The sequence below is a fragment of the Microbacterium sp. UMB0228 genome, from assembly GCF_002871415.1.
Taxonomy (GTDB): Bacteria; Actinomycetota; Actinomycetes; order Actinomycetales; family Microbacteriaceae; genus Microbacterium.
In genome coordinates this window covers 144495-162929 of record NZ_PNFU01000002.1, presented here as the reverse complement: position 1 = coordinate 162929, position 18435 = coordinate 144495, and the positions used below count along the sequence as shown (strand labels likewise).

Genomic DNA, 18435 nt, shown 5'->3' with positions numbered 1-18435 from the left:
GGGAGCTCTCGCGGTCGATCGTCCGACGATGACGTGCCGACGTGGGGTCGGCCATCGAATGACTGGGGAACACACATGGGGAACAGTGCTGTCTGGAAGCGCGCACGCACGGGCGTGGCCGGGCTGATCGTGGGGGTGATGGTCACAGCGGGGCTGGTCGCCCTCGGCGGCGGTGCCGCCGCCGCGGCCGACGATCCGGGCGGACTGCCTCCGCTGCTGCAGCGGGATGAGAACGTCGTGACATCCGATCCGATCCCGACCGTGCAGATCGACAACGGGTACGTCTGGGCGCAGACGACGATCGGCTCGACCGTGTACGCGGTCGGCAAGTTCGACAACGCCCGGGAGCCGAAGGCGGCACCGGGGACCGCGCTGACGGCGCGCGCGAACGTGCTCGCCTACGACATCGACACGGGCGCGCTCCTGCCGTTCGCTCCGCAGGTCAACGGCGTGATCAAGGCCGTCGCCGCTTCGCCCGACGGCACCCGCATCTACATCGGCGGCTCCTTCAACAAGGTGAACGGCAAGGACCGCTGGAACATCGCCGCGATCGACGCGAAGACCGGCGAGCTCGTCCCGGGCTTCGTGCCTTCCATCGGCGGATCCGGCGTCTACGCGCTGGCGACCTCGGGCACGACCGTCTACGCGGGCGGCCTGTTCACCCAGGCCAACGGCACGCCGCGGAAGAACCTGGCCGCCTTCGACACGACGAACGGCGCGCTCCGTCCGTGGGCTCCGCAGACCGACCTGCAGGTCGATGCCATGGTCATGGACCCGGCGGGCAACGACACGATCGTGGGCGGACGCTTCTCCCAGGTCAACGGCAACACCGAGATGCGCGGCAGCGCCTCCGTCGACAAGACCACCGGAGCGCTGAACACCGAGTGGGAGCTGGCGAAGACGGTCAAGAACGGCGCCGGCTCCGGCATCTACGCCGGCAAGGCAGGGACGTTCGGTCTCGCAGCCGATGCCACCGGGGTGTACGGCACCGGGTGGGGCTTCGCCGACGCCGCGACGGGTAGCCTCGAGGGCACCTTCGCCGCCGAGGCCGGCACCGGAAAGGTCCGCTGGATCGCGGACTGCATCGGCGACCACTACGGCGTCTACTCCACCGGCAAGGTCGTCTACACGACCAGCCACACCCACACCTGCGAGACGCTGGGTCTGCACCCCGAGCAAGCGCCGCGCGTGCACAGGTACTCCGAGGCGTACACCGCCGACGCCCGCGGCACGCTGGCCCCGCAGCCCGGCGCCCCGGGCCGCAAGGACTGGGGCGGAAGCCCCGCGCCGTCGCCGTATGCCTGGTCTCCCGACTGGGCGGTCGGCGTGACGACCGGTCTGGGTCAGGCCGGTCTCTCCATCACCGGCACGGGGAACATGATCTCCATCGGCGGCGAGTTCCGCTCGGTCAACAACGGTCGATTCGAGGGCCTCGTGCGCTTCTCTACGACTCCGCCCGGTGGTGCGAAGGACGGCCCCCGCCTCTCCGGAGACAAGTGGACGCCGACGGCGACTTCGCTCGCCTCGGGCGCCGTGAAGGTCTCGATCCCGGCCAACTGGGATCGAGACGACCTGACGCTCACCTACGAGCTCCGCCGGGCCGGTTCGCCCGCTCCGCTGCTCACCACGAAGGTGGACTCCACGTGGTGGAACCTGCCCGCCGTCACCTTCGAAGACACGACAGCCCCGGCCGGCTCGCAGCAGACCTACACGTTCACGGCGACGGACGGCGACGGCAACACGGTCACGAGTGCATCGGCGACCGTCACGGCGGCGGGAACGACTCCGCCGTACTCCGCGGCCATCCTCGCCGACGAGCCCCAGCTGTACTATCCGCTGGGAACCGTCGCCCAGGACGTCGCGGGCACGAACAGCCCGATCTTCCGGGCCGGAACGAAGCCGCAGTCGTCGGGAGTCCCGCAGGGGCTCGCGGGGGCCACGGCGCTCGACGGCACCGAGACGGGACGTGTCGACACCACCACCAAGATGCGGGCGCCGGAGTCGTACTCGGCCGAGATGTGGTTCCAGACGTCGACGACCAGCGGCGGGCTGCTCTTCGACTTCGAGAGCTCCGCCGCGGGCTTCTCGAGGAACCACGATCGGAACGTCTACCTGTCGAACGACGGCCGCCTCAACTTCGGGGTCTACGACGGCAGCACGAAGGTCATCACGACCAAGGCCGCCTACAACGACAACCGGTGGCACCACGTCGTCGCCTCCGTGAGTCCCGAAGGGATGAAGCTCTTCGTCGACGGGGAACTGAACGATCAGATCACCGGAGTGACCAAGGGGCAGGACTACGAGGGCTTCTGGAAGATCGGCAGAGGGAAGCTCGCCAACTGGCCGAACACCCCGAACTCGCTCTCGCTGACGGGCGCCGTCGACGAGTTCGCCGTGTACCCGTACGGGCTGAGCGCCGCACAGGTCAAGACGCACTATTGGGTGGGCAAGGGCTCCACGGCCCCGGTCGCCGCGTTCACCGCAACGGCCACCGGCCTCGATGTCGCGTTCGACGCGAGCACGTCCGTGCCCCCGGGGTCCACCACGATCTCGGACTATCGCTGGGACTTCGGCGACGGTTCGACGGGCACCGGCAAGACGCCGACGCACACGTACGCGAAGCCCGGCACGTACCCGGTCAAGCTCACGGTCACCGACAGTCAGAACCTCGTGGGATCGGTCACGAAGCCGGTGGTGGTTCAGGGCGCGAACGCGCTGCCCACCGCCTCGTTCACGCTCTCGGTGTCGGGACTGACGGTATCGGCGGACGCGTCGGCGTCGACGGACGCCGACGGCACCGTCCGCAGCTACCGCTGGGACTGGGGTGACGGCACGACCGGCGAAGGCGCGTCGGCGACGCACACGTACGCGACGGCCGGCACGCGGACGGTCACCCTCACCGTGACGGACGACGTCGGGGGCTCGGCGACGACCACCCGGGAAGCCGTGGTGGCGGAGCCCGCGCCGCTCGCGAGCGACGAGTTCGACCGCACGGCCGGTCCCGGCTGGGGCGAAGCCCTCGCCGGCGGCGCCTGGAAGATCACCGGCGGATCCGCCGCGGCGGCCAGCGTCGCCGACGGCTCGGGGCAGCTGAAGCTGGCCGCGGGAGACACCCGCCACGCGACGCTGAACGCCCCGTCGGTGCCGAACCCGACGCTGGAGACGACCTTCCGCGTGGATCAGCCGTCGAGCACGGGAGGCTCCTACATCGGGGTCATCGCCCGGGACTCGTCCGCCGGTCGGTACCTCGTGCGCGCGTGGCTCCGCCCGGACGGCACGGTCTGGCTCGTGGCCCACCGCGACGGCACCGTCCTCGCGACCCGGGCTCTGAGCGGCGTCGCGGTCACGCCGGGCACCGCGTACACGCTCAAGGTCGCCGTGACGGGGACGGACAAGACCTCCCTCGTCGCGAAGCTCTGGGCGGCCGATACCGCGGAGCCCGCCGACTGGCAGCTGCGGGCGACCGACGCCGCCCCGCTGCCAGCGGGTGGCGTGGGCCTGAGCGGCAGCCGCTCGGCGAGCGCGACCGCACCGCTCGGCGTGTCCTTCGACACGTTCCGCGTCAGGGCGGCGGAGTAACCGGACCGCCCACGCACGGACGCCGGCCTCGATCGCCTCGGGGCCGGCGTCCGTCGTCTGGAGCCTCCCGTCCACTGGCCGCGGATAGGATGTTCAGACGCGACGACAGGGGAGGAGGTGCGTCGTGATGCCTGCCCGGGACGAGGCCGCCACAGACCTCCTCCGCTCGAACCGCCGTCGCCGGCTCATCCGCCGCTGGGTCGCGATCGGGACGATCCCGCTCACCCTCGCCGCGCTGCTCTTCGTCGGCAAACTGCTCAGCATGTACGCGTTCGCCCATCAGGCCATCACCGCTTACGTCGTCGACGACTTCGCGGGTTCCGAGTCCTCGGCGCGAGGACAGGACGTCCTTAACTGGTTCGAGCCGTTCAAGGCGCCGTACAACATCGGCACCGCACTGGCCGGGGCCGATGAACTCCCCGCCTCCCGCGCAGAACTGGAGCGTGCCCTGGGTCTCGCCAGCGGGCTCGAGGTCTGCCCGGTCCGGATCAACCTCGCCCTCGTGGTCGAGCGGATGGGCGATGCCGCCAGGGCCGAGGGCGACGGTGCCGGGGCGACCGCCCTCTACGGCGAGGCGCTGACGATCACCGTCGAGACCCCGGAGGAGTGCCACAGCGAGGAGGCGCAGCAGCAGTCTCCCGATCCCGAGCGCGACATGACGGACACCCTCGACAGCACCGAGGACCGCCTCAAGCAGAAACAGCAGGAGCAGGAACAGCAGCCCCAGGACGAGCAGGAACAGCAGGAGGAGCCGCAGCCGTCGGAGGACAAGCTTCAGGATCTCCAGGACAAGCTCGAGCAGGGGACGCAGGAACGCGATCAGCAGCAGGGCGATGAGCCCGGCGGCACCGGGGCGGACAAGCCATGGTGAGCGATCACGAGCGACAGCGCGCCCGGTATGTGGGCGGCACCGAGGGCGCCCCGCCGGTCCCGCCACCCGGGGGCTATCGCGGCGCCCGGCGGCAGCAGCAGGTCGGTCCCACGCCGCCCGCCCTCTCCCCGCTGCCGCCCGAGGAGAAGAAGCCCTCGGCGAATGCCCTGGGCTGGATCGCGCTGGTCGCCGCGATCCTCTTCGTCCTGATCCTGTTCGGCACGCTCGTGGTCGGCGGCACCGACCTGCTGTACGGCGTGACGATGATCACGCTGCAACTCGTGGTGCTGGGAGTGATCGTGGCCGCGCTCTTCACGCCTGGTGGACGGCGTCTCGGGATCATCGCGCTCGTCCTCGCCATCCTGTTCAACGTCGCAACGGTCGGGGCGCTCAGCGCACTGCGCACCTCGGCGTCGGGCAACTACGAAGGCGTGAAGACCGCGGAGCAGCGGCATGCGGAGGCCTACCCCGGGATCAAGGGCACGGCCCCGCAGGAAGCGCTCACCCAGCAGTCCATGGAGGAGGTCCGCGCCGAGGCGGACGCTCTCTTCGCCGACATCCGCGAGCGGCTCGCCGCGGACTTCGGGTTCACCTGGGTCCAGGTCGGCGAGGAAGACGTGCGACCGGAGCGGAACGGCTACGGCGGCGAGTCGATGCTGTCGGAGTACACGTCGGCGGCCTGGGCGACCGAGCAGCCCGTGCAGGGCTACCCGCGCAAGCTCGAGGTGATGGCCGCGATCGACGAGGTGGTGGCGGAGCACGGCCTGTGGAACCTGTACTCGTTCAACGACCCCGCGGGCTCCGGCATCGACCCGTCCATGATCGCCAAGCTCTACGGCAGCGACGACCCGCGCGCGCAGACGACGTGGGAGTACTACACGGAGAACTACCCCGACCCCTTGCGCTTCTACGCGAACATCTACGACCTGTCGAACGACGCCGACGGCGGCTTCCGCACCTCGCGGGAGGCACAGAGTGCGCGCACCGGAGAGCCGATCGAAGGGCTCCAGCTCGTCGTCATCGCCGGCAAGGTGCTGAGCGAGGCCGACCGCGCGGAGTTCGAGGAGCGGCTGCAGGAGTACCCCGGCTTCGAGTGATCACCCGCACCGAGCACCTCGATCGGGGCCGATCCCTGGCGTTCTCCCGGGCGCTAATTACACTGGGGCGCATGAGTCCCGTGAAGTCATACGACCCGGGGCGCATACGGGGGGCGGCAGCGGCGGTCGAAGGAGCGAACCGCAGCATCGCCGAAGCCCTGGATGCACGGTGGGCATGATGGGCGAGCAGGCGACCCTTCTCGAGAGGATGCAGCTCCTGCAGGAGCAGGGGGTGGCTCTGCAGGAGCAGCTGCGCGCCAGCCGAAGGGAGGTCGAGCGCGAGATCTCCGCGTACGTGGGTACGGAGGCCGTGCAGGTCACGGTCTCGCTGACAGAGACCGGCTTCCCGGCAGAACTGGAGATCCACGGCCCCGCGAAGGACCGCTCCGCCGCCGAATACACGGCCGCCGTCAATACCGCCTTCCTGGTGACACAGGCGACCGGTGCGGCTCTGCCGATCGAAGCCTCCAGGGCGATCATCGCCGCCGTCACCTCCGGGGAGGAGCCACCCTCCCTCACGATCTCGGACGACTTCGGCCAGCTCGCGGTCACCGCGTCCTTCGGGAGCGTGCGCAGCGTGCACCTCGAGGACCAATGGGTGCGCTCGTGCTCCGACCGCGTGCTCGCAGAGGAGATCCTCCGTGTCGCCCAGCAGGCGGCCAAGGCGTCCGACACGTTCCACCGATTCGAGTAGGAGAAGCCATGTCCGAGTACGACGAGGAAGCTCTTCGCACCGACGCGAACGAGTCGTGGCAGCAGTGGAGCCTCACGCTCCGAGGATGGGGCGAGACGATCGACGCCCTTGATCTGAACCGCCAGGCGTTCTCCATCGCCCCCGGATCCGCGGAGCTGTTCACCGCCTTCACCGGCGCGCTGACCGCCGTCCGGACCTATCTGCGCGACGGCGAGGAAGTCTTCGAGGGCATCGCACGCGCGTTGCTCGACTCCTCCATCGAGTACATGGAGATGGAAGGCTACGCGCAGGACGAGATCGCTCGCGTCGAACAGGAGATGGCATCGCTGTGAGCAGCTATGTGGACGCCCTCCGGCGGCAGATCATCAGCCAGCTCGACGAGGCGGAGCGGAGCGTGCGCGACACCATCCGCATCGCACCGGGGTTGATCCGGAGTGCCGTCGAAGCCAGCATGAACGCGCGCCTGGGAACCGTCGCGATTCCGATCCCCGGGCCGGTGATCGACTGGATGGTACGGCGGATCACCGATGCCGCGCTGGCGGCACTGGACGACTGCCTCGCGCGTATCGCCGTCCTCCGTGAGGCGGCCGGATACCTCGGAAGCCCCGATGAGCTGCGTGCGGTCGCCTCCGAGATCGACGGCATCGGCGACGCCGCTGTGCAGCTCGACATCAACAAGGACAAGCTCGACGGCTACATGACGTGGGACGACGGCGAGCCCACGAAGCGGTACGGAATCGCGATCGAGAACCAGATCGTCGATCTTGCCCGCGTCGAGCCCGCCGCAAGCGCGCTCAAGGACGTGCTCCGGACGCACGCGGACGATATCGAGAACTACTATCTCGAGTTGGCTGCTTTCGTCGGCGGGGCCGTGATCGCCATCATGGGCGTCGTGTCCGCCATCCTCAGCCTCGCGGCGGCAGTGCTGACGTCCCCTTCAGGCGTCGGCGCGGTCCTCGGCATCATCGCCGCCGCGCTCTCGCTGGTCACGGCAATGTTCGGCGCCGTCGCCTCGACCATCGGCGCGGTCCAGCTCTTCGTGAGTGCGACGCAGAACACGTCCAACAAGCTCGATTCGCTTCAGCTTGACCTCATCGAGTGGAGGAAGCCGTCCTTTGCGCAGATCGAGTAGACGCTCCGCCCTGGCGGCCACGGGTTTCATCGTGGTGTCGACCATCGTCCTGACGGCCTGTACGGGAGGCAGCCAGCGGCCCGATCCATCGACCATCGTGAGCGAATACCTCACCGCGATCTCCCAGGGCGACGCGACCACGGCGACCGCCCTCGACGAGGCCGCCGTTGCCGCTCAGCATGACGGCACGACGGCCGAAGAGACCGGGGACTTCGAGACGCTCCGCTCCGACGCGGTCCTGCAAGCGGCGGACGGCCGCATCACGGACGTGTCGGTGGAGCAGGAGGCACCCGCGGTGAGCGGTGATGATGACGCGCGCCGCGTGTTCTTCCGCTACGAGCTCGCCGGCCAACCGCACGAGTCGTCGCTGGACGTCCGCTGGGACGACGAGTCGTCGGAGTGGGTGCTCACGCAGTCCCTGACCCTCTCGCTGTTCATCGACGCGGTGCAGAGCAAGGTCTCCTTCGAGCCGGCACCGTTCCGCATCGGAGGCATCGATGATCCTCTGTCCTCCGACGCGGCTACCGCACCGTCGCTGTACCTCGTCTACCCGGGCGAGTACACGATCACGGCGGCCTTCGCCCCGAACCTGTTGACTCCCGGGACGAGCAGCACCCGAAGCGTCGTCGCCGACATCCCCGGTGACGTCCAGGTGCAGTTCGACGTCGTGGCGCTCCCCTCGCGCTGAGTCGTCGTGATTCCGGACGGGCGCCCTCGATGATCCGACGCGCCGTGGCTACACTGGCGGCACAGGGGGAGGAAGTGTCCGCATGATCCACGAACTCGACGAACAGCAGTCCTACGAGTTGCTGGCGACCACCACGGTGGGCCGCATCGGCTACCTGGACGACGGCAGGGTGAAGATCCATCCAGTGAACTTCGCCGTCTCGGGTCATGAGCTGCTCCTGCGGACATCTCCGGACGGTCGTCTGGCCGCGCTGTCGGACGCATCGGCCGAAGTGTCGTTCGAGGTGGACTATCACGACCCGCTGGGGGGGATGGGGTGGAGCGTTCTGATGCACGGCACACTGTCGCGGGTTCCGGAGGACCGGGCCGCAGGCGCCGCGGCGCGGGTGAACCCCTGGGCCGGAGACGACCGCGACCTTCCGCTGTCATTCCGCATCCAGAGCATCACCGGGCGCAGCGTGCGCCGCGGCAGCGCCTGACGCGCGGCGTCACGGCTGCGGCTCAGGACGCGAAGGCGAGACCGGCGGCGAGCGCGAATCCGAGGACGGTCGCCAGCCCCGTGGACTCCTTCGCCTTCGACTGCGCCTCCGGGACCATCGAGTCCACCAGCATGACGAGCAGGGCGCCCGCGGCGAAACCGCTCGCCCCCGAACGGAAGACCTCGCCGGTCACGCTGGCCAGCGCGAAGCCGGCGACGGTGGCGAGCGCGCACACCACGGCGACGCCGGCCCACAGCAGCAGCACTCTGGACCGCCGCATGCCGCCGTCGAGCAGGTCGGCGGCGGAGCCGATGGACTCCGGAAGGTTCGAGACGAGGATGGCGACGACGAGCGCGATGCTCACCGGCTCCCCCGAGGCGAGACCGATGCCGAGGACGAGCTGCTCCGGGATCCCGTCGAGGAGGGCGCCCACCGCGAGCTGGCCTCCCCCGGCCTCGCCCTTCTTCCTCGCGGCCCTGGCGTCGAGGATGCGGGCGGCGATGTAGTAGCTGAGGGCTCCGAGGGCGACGCCGGTGACGAGCGGGATCGGGCCACCCCGGTCGAGCCCCTCCTCCCACAGCTCGAAGGCGATGGAGGCCATCAGCGCTCCGGCGCCGAAACCCAGCACGATGCCCAGCCACCGCGGCGGCCAGGTGCGCAGCATCGCGAGCACCGCGCCGACGAACAGCGGAGCTGCCGCGACGGCTCCCCACAGAATCGCTCCACCCATGTCCGACCTCCGTGCGTCCACTCTCTCACTTCACGCAGCCGACACCCGTGCCACCCATCCGAATGGTATTCTCCCGGCATGAAGGCAACCATGGACAAGGCAGGACGAATCGTCATCCCCGCCGCACTCCGCGAGCGTGTCGGATTGGTTCCCGGGCCGGTGGACCTCGTCCTCGACGGCAACGGCATCCGGATCGAGATCGAGGCCCCCGACAACCTCGTCGAGAAGGACGGCCGCCTGGTCGTCCGCTCTTCCGGCACCACCCTCACAGCTGATGACGTTCGCGAGCTCCGCCTTGCCGACCAGCGCTGACTTCGTGCTCGACACGAGTGCGGCGGTCGCTCTTCTCGTGGAAGACCACACGGCGCACGGCGCGGTGCAGACCTTCTGCGCCGGCGCGACCCTCGGCCTCGCCGGACACGCCTCGGCAGAGACGTACTCCGTCCTGACCCGCCTGCCGCCCCCCGATCGGCTGACCCCGTCGGCCGCCGCGCTCGCCATCCGCACCGCCTTTCCCCGTTCGGTGTCACTCTCGGAGCACACCGCTCGCACCGCCGTCGATGTTCTCGCCGATGCGGGGATCTCCGGCGGGGCGGTCTATGACGGCCTCGTGGGCCTCGCCGCACGGGATGCCGGCGCCCCGCTCGTGACGTGCGATCGCCGCGCGCTGGGCACCTATGCGGCGCTGGGCGTCATGACGCGGCTCGTCTGAGGCGAGACGGGGCGACACGCCGCCGCCGATAGACTGGGAGCCATGTCCAAGGTCCTCCAGTCCCTGCCCGTCGGCGAGCGCGTCGGCATCGCCTTCTCCGGAGGACTCGACACCTCCGTCGCCGTCGCCTGGATGCGCGACAAGGGCGCCGTCCCCTTCACCTACACGGGTGACCTCGGACAGTACGACGAGGACGACATCGCCTCGATCCCCGGGCGCGCGCTGGAGTACGGCGCCGAGGCCTCGCGCCTGATCGACTGCAAGACGGCGCTCGTCGAGGAGGGCTTCGTCGCGCTCTCCTGCGGCGCCTTCCACATCCGCTCCGGCGGCAAGACCTACTTCAACACCACGCCGCTCGGCCGCGCGGTCACCGGCACCCTGCTCGTGCGCGCGATGCGCGAGGACGGCGTCGACATCTGGGGCGACGGCTCGACCTACAAGGGCAACGACATCGAGCGGTTCTACCGCTACGGCCTGCTCGCCAACCCTCGCCTGCGCATCTACAAGCCCTGGCTCGACGCGGACTTCGTCACCGAGCTCGGCGGTCGCCAGGAGATGAGCGAATGGCTGGTCGCGCACGGCTTCCCGTACCGCGACTCGGCCGAGAAGGCGTACTCGACGGACGCGAACATCTGGGGCGCGACCCACGAGGCGAAGACGCTCGAGCACCTCGACGTGTCGCTGGAGACCGTCGACCCGATCATGGGCGTGAAGTTCTGGGACCCGTCCGTCGCCATCGAGACCGAGGACGTCTCGGTGACGTTCGAGGGCGGCCGTCCGGTCGCGATCAACGGCGTCGAGTTCAGCGACCCGGTGGCCCTGGTGCAGGAGGCGAACGCGATCGGCGGGCGCCACGGCCTCGGCATGAGCGACCAGATCGAGAACCGCATCATCGAGGCGAAGTCACGCGGCATCTACGAGGCTCCGGCCATGGCGCTGCTCTTCATCGCGTACGAGCGCCTCGTCAACGGCATCCTCAACGAGGACACCCTCGCCACGTACCACGAGCAGGGTCGCCGCCTCGGCCGCCTCATGTACGAGGGCCGCTGGCTCGAGCCGCAGTCGCTCATGCTCCGCGAGTCCATCCAGCGCTGGGTCGGCTCGACGATCTCGGGCACCGTGACGATCCGCCTGCGCCGCGGCGACGACTGGACGATCCTCGACACCGTCTCCCCGAACCTGTCGTACGGGCCGGAGAAGCTGTCGATGGAGCGCGTCGGCGACGCCGCGTTCGGCCCCGTGGACCGGATCGGTCAGCTCACGATGCGCAACCTCGACATCGCCGACTCCCGCGCCCGCCTGGAGCAGTACGCGGGCCTCGGCCTCGTCGGCGGCGCGACGGGCGAGCTCGTCGGACGCGTGACCGCCGGCGAGTCGGCGGAGATCACCGAGTCGGTGCACGGCTCGATCTCGGAGGCGGACGAGAACCTCGCGGACGCGGTCGACACCGCCTCCGAGCGCGCGGCCTTCGACTCCGGCACCGACTGAGCGCACGGGGCGCTGCGGGTCACCGGGCGCCCCTCGGGCCGCGATCAGGACGCGGCGGCGAGCGGACGCGTCGGCGCCACCGCGCGGTCGACGATCCCCGGCAGCACGTCATCGAACAGCGTCATGAGAGCGGCGCGCATCGCCGCGGCGTCGCGACCGGGGAGCACGACGGCGATCCCTGCGACCGCGGCGCGCACATCCGACCAATCGAAGACACTTCCCGCGCGACGGGCGACGCACGCGAGAAGCGTGCCCAGATTCCCGACCAGCTCGGCGCGCTCCGTGTTGCCCTCGATCCGGGCGAAGGCGACGGCGAGAGCACGCAGGCCCCTGCCGAACGCGGCTCCGTCCCGCCACCGGACCGCCAGGGCCACATCGTCGACGAGCTCGTCCAGGTAGGCGAGGTCGTCGGCGTGGAGCACCGTCATCGTGCGCCGGACGGAGCCGATCCAGACGTCGCCGAACAGGGCCACCACATCACGCGCCCGGTCGCCGTCGAGCGCGGTCACCCACCGCGTGCCGTCGCGGCGCACCGCGACGAGCCCGATCGCGGCGAGGCGGTCGAGGGCGCGGAGCACCTCTGCCGCCTGGGCGTCGAGTGCGACAGCGAGGTCGCGCTCGTCCAGCCGTGTCCCCGGCGCGAGCGCCCCCGAGACGATCGCGTCCGTCAGCCTGCCCTGCAGACCGCGGTGCCGATCCCCTGCCACCGATGTCGCACTCCCCGCGCGCACATCGTCCTTCTTCTCGATCATGGCGTCCCCCCGCCGTTCCCTGGACCGATCCCGCCGGAATGCCGGTCCGGACCGGTCTCTCCGCTGAGAAATGCGCCGAAGCGCGACGCGTAACATAACACAGCTCACCCCGGAGGAACCTCCGCATCCTGGCGCAGGACCGGAACGCTGCGAGGTTGCTGAGTTATCTTGCACAGAGCTGTGCACGTTATTACCATGAAGGGATGACCACTCGCGCCCTTCGTCGCGACGCTGCGGAGAACCGCGCCGGCATCCTGTCCGCGGCTCGCAGCGCCCTTGCCACCGACCCGCACGCCTCCCTCGACGCGATCGCCCGCACCGCCGGCCTGTCCCGCCGCACCCTCTACGGGCACTTCGAAGACCGGGACGCCCTGATCCGCGAACTCGTCTCCACGGGCGCTCAGCGTTTCAACGCCATCGCCGCCTCGATCCACGACCCCGACGCCCGCCTCGCTCTCGCCCGACTGGCCGCCCGGCTCTGGGAGGAGGCGGGGCACATCCAGGTCGCCGCCGCGCTCGCCCTCGACGAGGCGCACGTCGGGCACACCGCGGCAGCCCTCGCGCCGTTGCGCCGGAGCGTCGCCGCCCTCGTACGACGGGGACAGGAGGACGGCAGCTTCCGCACGGACCTCGCCGCCCCGACGCTCGCCCGACTGATCGAGGAGATGGCGCGCACGGTCGTCTCCCGCACCGACGCGCAGAGCCGCGGCGCGGGAGACGTCGCCGTCCGGGCCGTGCTCAGCATCGCCGGGCTCTCCTGGCGCGAGGCCGACGAGCTGCTCTCCACTCACCAGGACATCACCGCCGAGGACCAGGAGGTCGGCGCATGAGGATCACGTTGCACGAGGTCAGCAAGGGTCGCGCCGGCCAGGCGCTTCCGTCCATGAGTCTCGAGTTCCACTCCGGCGCCGTCCGCTACGCCCTCGCGGAGACCGAGCAGCGGCCGACTGTGCTCGGCCTCATCGCGAGCGGGCGGATGCGTCCGGACACGGGCCGCGTCACCATCGATGCGGCGGCGAGTCCGAAGGAGCTGCGCCGCCGGGTCGCCCTCGTGGACGCCCCCGACGTGAGCGACCCGCACCCGGACATCACCCTCGCCGGGGTGGTGGGCGAGGAGCTGATGTTCGCCGGACGCGGCGCGACTCCGCTCCACGCCCGCCGCTGGCTCGGCCGGGTGGGGTACCAGGAGCTCGCCTCCGTCCCCATCGGCTCGGTCGATCCGGCCGCGCGCGTGCGCATCCTGTGCGAGCTCGCGGTGCTCCGCGAGGGCGTGGAGGGCATCGTCCTCGTCGCGCCGGACCGTCACGGCGGCAGCCCGGACGGATGGTGGCGCATCGCGGCAGAGTTCGCGGACCGCGGATACGCGATGCTCGTGATCGTCGGCGGTTCCGCCGCCGTCGCCCTCGAGCGGATGCACGAGTTCGACGCGATCAATGCGTCCGGACCGATCGAGCCCCTGGCGCTCGAACGTCCGGAACCCACGGCGGACACGCCGGAGGAGAGCGTGGCGGCGGACGGATCCGCGACCGACGATGACGCCCCAGACCAGGGCGAACCCACGACCGACGAGGAAGGAGAAGCGCGATGAAGGTTCCCGCCATGATCGCCGCCGAGCTCCGCCGCCTGACCGCGAGCCGGATGGGCATCCTGGCCCTCGTGGCCCTCATCTGCGTGCCGATCCTCTACGGCGGCCTCTATCTCTGGGCGAACCAGGACCCGTATGCCAAGTTCTCCGAGGTCCCCGTGGCCCTCGTGGTCGACGACGAGGGCGCTCCCGCCCCCACGACCGGTACCGAACCGGCGACCGACGAGACCGTCAACTACGGCGAGGACGTGGCGGAGAACCTCATCGAGGGCAACGCCTTCGACTGGCAGCGCATGACCGAGGAGGAGGCCGCCGACGCCCTGCGCCATGGCGTGGTCGACTTCACTGTGACGATCCCGGCCGACTTCTCCGCCGCCCTCACCTCCGCGGCGGGCGACGACCCGCACCAGGCCCGGATCGAGCTGGAGACGAACGACGCGAACAACTACCTCGCCTCGTCGATGGGATCGCAGGCCGTCGAGAAGATCCGCAGCTCCGTCGCCGAGATGGTCGGCAGCGAGGCCGCGGAGAGACTGCTGACCGGCCTCAGCGACGTGCGCGACAACCTGATCTCCGCGACCGACGGCGCCACACAGCTCGCCGACGGCGCGAGCACCGCGGCCTCCGGCAGCACGTCCCTCGCCGACGGCACAGCGCAGCTCGCCGAGGGCTCCGCGCAGCTCGCCTCCGGGGCGCAGACCCTCGCCGACGGCGCCCAGCAGGTGAGTGCAGGCAACCGCCAGCTCGCCGACGTCGCCGACCGGGCCGGGGCCGCAGTGCAGGAGGCGACGAATGCCCTGCCGCAGGTGCGCGCGGACATCACCGACGTCCTCACCGAGCAGGGACTCGCGCCCGAGGAGATCGACGCGGTGCTCGCGCGCCTGGATCCTCTCGGCACCCGGATCGAGGAGGGCAACGCCCAGGTGCAGGACGCGGTCGGCAAGGTCGACCAGCTCGCCGCCGGTTCCGCCTCCCTGGCCGCGGGGGCGCGCGATCTCGCCGGCGGTGCCGGCACCCTCGCGACGGGCGCGGCCGCGGCGAACGCGGGCGCGGCCCAGCTCCGCGACGGTCTGCAGACGCTGTCCTCCGGGACCGCGGAGCTGCGGGACGGCCTCGCCGACGGCGTGCAGGCCATCCCCGCCTCCACCCCCGACCTGCGCTCACTGCAGGCCGACACGATCGCCGATCCGGTGAAGGTCTCCAGCGACAAGGTCGCCTCCGCCGAGGACTACGGCGCGGGCCTCGCCCCGTTCTTCGCCGCCCTCTCCGCGTGGATCGGCATCTATGCGCTGTTCCTCATCGTGAAGCCGATCTCCCGCCGCGCCGTCACGGCGCTGCACTCCCCGATCCGGATCACGCTCGCGGGCTGGCTGACGCCGGCGATGCTCGGCGCGGTGCAGATGCTCGGGCTGATGGGCATCCTGGCGCTCACGCTCGGCTTCACGTTCGATCATCCGCTGGGCACCCTCGGGGTGATGATGTTCGCCTCGGCCACGTTCGCCGCGATCATCCTCGCCCTCAACGTCTGGCTCGGCTCCGTGGGGCAGTTCCTCGGGCTCGTCCTCATGGTGCTCCAGCTCGTCACGGCCGGCGGGACGTTCCCGTGGCAGACCCTGCCCGCTCCCCTGGCGGCGCTGCACCATGTGCTGCCGCTCGGCTACGTCGTCGATGCCATGCGCCAGCTCATGTACGGCGGCGACTACGCCCGGGCCGGCTGGGATCTGGCGGTGCTGGGCGCCTGGCTGGCGGGGGCCCTGCTGCTGGCGATGATCGGGGTGACCCGCATGACGCATCGCCGCACGCTGCGCGATCTGCAGCCCAGCCTCATCGGCTGAGCCTCCCGCTCGCCGCGGGCCGTCCCGCGGCGAGCGCGGGAGGGCTATGATGCGAGAGCGCGTACCCGTGAAACGCGTACTGGGGCTCGGTGGGACTGAGTCCCACCTGGCTACCCGAAAGAGTTCTCGACGATGATGACCGATTCGCCGGCGTCCGCCGTTCCCCCGCGCCCCTCCCTGGGTGCCCGCATCGGACGCATCGCGTTCCTCGTGGTCGCCGCTGTCGTGATCGTGGCCGTCGCCGCCGCGTTCTTCGTGACGTGGACGATCCAGCGCTCCTTCCCGCAGACCTCGGGCACCACGACGCTCGACGGCCTGAAGGCGGAGGTCACGGTGCAGCGCGACGCCAGCGGGGTGCCCACGATCACCGCCGACTCCTCGGACGACCTCTTCTTCGCCGAGGGCTTCGTGCACGCGCAGGACCGGTTCTTCGAGATGGACTTCCGCCGCCACGTCACCTCCGGGCGGGTCGCCGAGCTGTTCGGCGCCTCCCAGGCCGGCACCGACGCGTTCCTGCGCACCCTGGGCTGGCGCACCACCGCCGAGGCCGAGGTCGAGGCGATGGACGACGTCACCCGCGGCTACTACGAGGCCTACGCGGACGGCGTCAACGCCTATCTGTCCTCGCGTTCGGGCGCGGAGCTGTCGCTCGAGTACGCGGTCCTCGGATTGCAGAACCCCGACTACGAGCCGGAGCCGTGGGAGCCGGCGGACTCGGTGGCGTGGCTGAAGGCGATGGCCTGGGATCTCCGCACCAACGTCGAGGACGAGACCGAGCGCGCACTGCTCGCGGGGCAGCTCGCCGACGACCCGGACGCCGACGTGGAGGCCCTGCTCGGCACGCTCTACCCGGAGTACCCCTTCGACCGGAACCCGGTGATCGTGCCCACCATCTCCACCGTCCCGCCGCTGGAGCCCGGCGCCGAGCCTGCGGCCTTCCCCACGCCTCAGGGAGACGGCGAGGCGCAGCAGGCGCTCACCACGGTGGAGTGGGAGGAGACGTCCTCCGTCATCGAGGCGGCGAGCATGCTCGTCGGCGACGTCGGCGAGGGCATCGGCTCCAACTCCTGGGTCGTCTCCGGCGACCTCACCGAGTCCGGGATGCCGCTGCTCGCCAACGACCCACACCTCGGCGCCTCGCTCCCGTCGGTCTGGTACCAGGTGCAGCTCAAGTGCTCGACGGTGGACGAGGACTGTCCGTTCGACGTGGGCGGCTTCTCCTTCTCCGGCCTTCCCGGCATCGTCATCGGCCACAACCAGCGCGTGGCGTGGGGCTTCACCAACCTCACCACCGATGTCACCGACCTGTACGTCGAGCGCATCGAGGGCGACTCCTACTGGCGCGACGGCGAGCTCGTGCCGCTGGAGGAGAGCACGGAGACCATCGAGGTCGCCGGCGGGGACGACATCGAGCTCACCATCCGGTCCACCGTGCACGGACCGATCATCTCCGGCCTCACGGACGACTTCACCGCGATCGCGGACGATCCGACGCCCGGGCTCGCGGCGGAGGGCACCGTGCCCGATGCCCCCGGGTCCGACGATGCCGAGTACGCCGTGAGCCTGCGGTGGACGGCGCTCGACCCCGGCACCACCGCGACGGCGATCTTCGCGCTGTCGACCGCCCAGGACTTCGAGGACTTCCGCCGCGCGGCCTCGCTGTTCGACGTGCCGGCGCAGAACCTCATCTATGCCGACGTCGACGGCAACATCGGCTACCAGACCCCCGGCCGCCTGCCGATCCGCGGGGCCGGCGACGGCTGGATGCCGCAGCCCGGATGGGACAGCAGCTACGACTGGACCGGGTACATCCCGTTCGAGGAGCTGCCGGTGTCCTACAACCCCCGCTCCGGGTACATCGTCACGGCCAACAATGCCATCGTCACCGACGACTACGAGCACTTCCTCTCGCGGGACTGGGACCAGGGCTACCGCGCCGCCCGCATTGCGCACCTCATCGAGCGCCGGGCCGCCGCCGGACCACTGACGGCCGACGACATGCGCGAGATCCAGATGGACGGCGAGATGTGGATCGGCACGCAGCTCGTGGCCGCGATGGACGACGTCGAGGTCGAGGGAGCGGGGCCCCAGCGCGCGGTCGAGCTGCTGCGCGGGTGGGACGCGCAGAACAGCGCGTCGTCCGCCGGGGCCGCATACGCGAACGTGCTGTGGTCGAACCTCGTGCAGAACATCTTCGCCGAGCGCGAGCAGCCCCTGCCGATCGACGGCCAGGGCCGCCTGTTCACCGTCGTCGGTGCGATGCTCGAGGACCCGGACGACCCGCTGTGGAGCAACCCCGAGCTCGATGTCGAGAGCAGGGACGAGATGCTCGCGCTGTCGGCCGAGGAGGCGTACGACGAGCTGTCGGGGATCCAGGGCACGGACGTGGCGCGCTGGAACTGGGGCGACCTGCACGCCCTCACCCTCACCAGCGACACGTTCGGCTCCTCCGGCATCGCCCCGATCGAGGCCCTCTTCAACCGTGGGCCCTATCCGGTGGGTGGTGGGGCCTCCGTGGTCGATGCGACGGGGTGGCAGCTCGGCGTCTCGTACGCCACCACCACCGTCCCCTCCATGCGCATGGTCGTCGACCTCGCCGATTTCGACGACTCGACCTGGATCCACCTCACCGGAGCCTCCGGTCACGCCTTCCACGCGCACTACGTCGATCAGACGAAGGACTGGTCGACGGGGGTCCAGCGTCACTGGGCGTTCACACCGAAGGCCGTGAAGGCGGCCGCGGTCGACACCCTGACGCTCACCCCTGCCGGCTGAGAAAGGGGCTGAGGTTGCT

General features: G+C 70.4%; 17 protein-coding genes. 15 read left to right on the top strand and 2 right to left on the bottom strand.

What is annotated here, in order from left to right:
* The first annotated feature begins 75 nt into the window (after window positions 1-75).
* The 8 genes from CJ226_RS04955 to CJ226_RS04920 all read left to right on the top strand — a co-directional run bounded on the left by CJ226_RS04955 (window position 76) and on the right by CJ226_RS04920 (window position 8539).
* Window positions 76-3579, top strand: coding sequence for a PKD domain-containing protein (locus CJ226_RS04955; protein ID WP_257996520.1), 3504 nt, complete (start codon window positions 76-78; stop codon window positions 3577-3579).
* Between the two features lie 127 nt (window positions 3580-3706).
* Window positions 3707-4450: a hypothetical protein gene (locus CJ226_RS04950; RefSeq protein WP_062637598.1), complete on the top strand. Its 744-nt coding sequence runs from the start codon at window positions 3707-3709 to the stop codon at window positions 4448-4450.
* On the top strand, window positions 4444-5547 hold the full coding sequence (locus CJ226_RS04945) for a DUF4064 domain-containing protein (RefSeq protein WP_102208485.1): 1104 nt from the start codon (window positions 4444-4446) through the stop codon (window positions 5545-5547). The genes CJ226_RS04950 and CJ226_RS04945 overlap by 7 nt, the downstream gene beginning before the upstream one ends.
* 208 nt (window positions 5548-5755) lie before the next feature.
* Window positions 5756-6241 (top strand): hypothetical protein, encoded by a 486-nt coding sequence (locus CJ226_RS04940; RefSeq protein ID WP_146008202.1) that lies wholly within the window; start codon window positions 5756-5758, stop codon window positions 6239-6241.
* A gap of 8 nt (window positions 6242-6249) precedes the next feature.
* Window positions 6250-6573 carry a hypothetical protein gene (locus tag CJ226_RS04935; protein ID WP_062637605.1) on the top strand — a complete coding sequence of 108 codons (324 nt, stop codon included), beginning with the start codon at window positions 6250-6252 and terminating at the stop codon, window positions 6571-6573.
* Entirely contained in the window at window positions 6570-7373 is an 804-nt protein-coding gene (locus CJ226_RS04930) for a hypothetical protein (protein WP_062637606.1), read from the top strand. The genes CJ226_RS04935 and CJ226_RS04930 overlap by 4 nt, the downstream gene beginning before the upstream one ends.
* A 97-nt stretch (window positions 7374-7470) precedes the next feature.
* Window positions 7471-8061, top strand: a complete 591-nt coding sequence (locus tag CJ226_RS04925) for a hypothetical protein (RefSeq protein WP_146008201.1) — start codon at window positions 7471-7473, stop codon at window positions 8059-8061.
* Window positions 8062-8143: 82 nt separating this feature from the next.
* Window positions 8144-8539, top strand: coding sequence for a pyridoxamine 5'-phosphate oxidase family protein (locus tag CJ226_RS04920; RefSeq protein WP_062637610.1), 396 nt, complete (start codon window positions 8144-8146; stop codon window positions 8537-8539).
* A gap of 22 nt (window positions 8540-8561) precedes the next feature.
* Here CJ226_RS04920 and CJ226_RS04915 read toward each other — a convergent pair whose 3' ends face one another.
* Entirely contained in the window at window positions 8562-9269 is a 708-nt protein-coding gene (locus CJ226_RS04915; protein WP_062637612.1) for a ZIP family metal transporter, read from the bottom strand.
* 78 nt (window positions 9270-9347) lie between these two features.
* Here CJ226_RS04915 and CJ226_RS04910 point away from each other — a divergent pair, with 78 nt between their 5' ends.
* Genes CJ226_RS04910 through argG form a run of 3 tightly spaced genes read left to right on the top strand, consistent with a single transcriptional unit; the run spans window position 9348 to window position 11469 of the window.
* On the top strand, window positions 9348-9581 hold the full coding sequence (locus tag CJ226_RS04910) for an AbrB/MazE/SpoVT family DNA-binding domain-containing protein (RefSeq protein ID WP_231868294.1): 234 nt from the start codon (window positions 9348-9350) through the stop codon (window positions 9579-9581).
* Window positions 9544-9981, top strand: a complete 438-nt coding sequence (locus tag CJ226_RS04905; protein WP_062637614.1) for a PIN domain-containing protein — start codon at window positions 9544-9546, stop codon at window positions 9979-9981. Before CJ226_RS04910 ends, CJ226_RS04905 begins: the two co-directional genes overlap by 38 nt.
* Window positions 9982-10023: 42 nt before the next feature.
* On the top strand, window positions 10024-11469 hold the full coding sequence (gene argG / locus CJ226_RS04900; protein ID WP_025105204.1) for an argininosuccinate synthase: 1446 nt from the start codon (window positions 10024-10026) through the stop codon (window positions 11467-11469).
* A 44-nt stretch (window positions 11470-11513) separates the two neighbouring features.
* Here the strand turns inward: argG and CJ226_RS04895 are convergent, their stop codons facing one another.
* A complete protein-coding gene (locus tag CJ226_RS04895; protein ID WP_180964538.1) occupies window positions 11514-12221 on the bottom strand; it encodes a GntR family transcriptional regulator in 708 nt (235 codons plus the stop codon).
* 203 nt (window positions 12222-12424) lie between these two features.
* Between CJ226_RS04895 and CJ226_RS04890 the strand changes: the two genes are divergently transcribed.
* The 4 genes from CJ226_RS04890 to CJ226_RS04875 all read left to right on the top strand — a co-directional run bounded on the left by CJ226_RS04890 (window position 12425) and on the right by CJ226_RS04875 (window position 18416).
* On the top strand, window positions 12425-13051 hold the full coding sequence (locus CJ226_RS04890; RefSeq protein WP_062637618.1) for a TetR/AcrR family transcriptional regulator: 627 nt from the start codon (window positions 12425-12427) through the stop codon (window positions 13049-13051).
* Window positions 13048-13809: a hypothetical protein gene (locus CJ226_RS04885; protein WP_180964537.1), complete on the top strand. Its 762-nt coding sequence runs from the start codon at window positions 13048-13050 to the stop codon at window positions 13807-13809. Before CJ226_RS04890 ends, CJ226_RS04885 begins: the two co-directional genes overlap by 4 nt.
* A complete protein-coding gene (locus tag CJ226_RS04880; protein WP_062637620.1) occupies window positions 13806-15641 on the top strand; it encodes a YhgE/Pip family protein in 1836 nt (611 codons plus the stop codon). The genes CJ226_RS04885 and CJ226_RS04880 overlap by 4 nt, the downstream gene beginning before the upstream one ends.
* A 132-nt stretch (window positions 15642-15773) precedes the next feature.
* Window positions 15774-18416, top strand: a complete 2643-nt coding sequence (locus CJ226_RS04875) for a penicillin acylase family protein (protein ID WP_102208480.1) — start codon at window positions 15774-15776, stop codon at window positions 18414-18416.
* The last annotated feature ends 19 nt before the right edge of the window (window positions 18417-18435 follow it).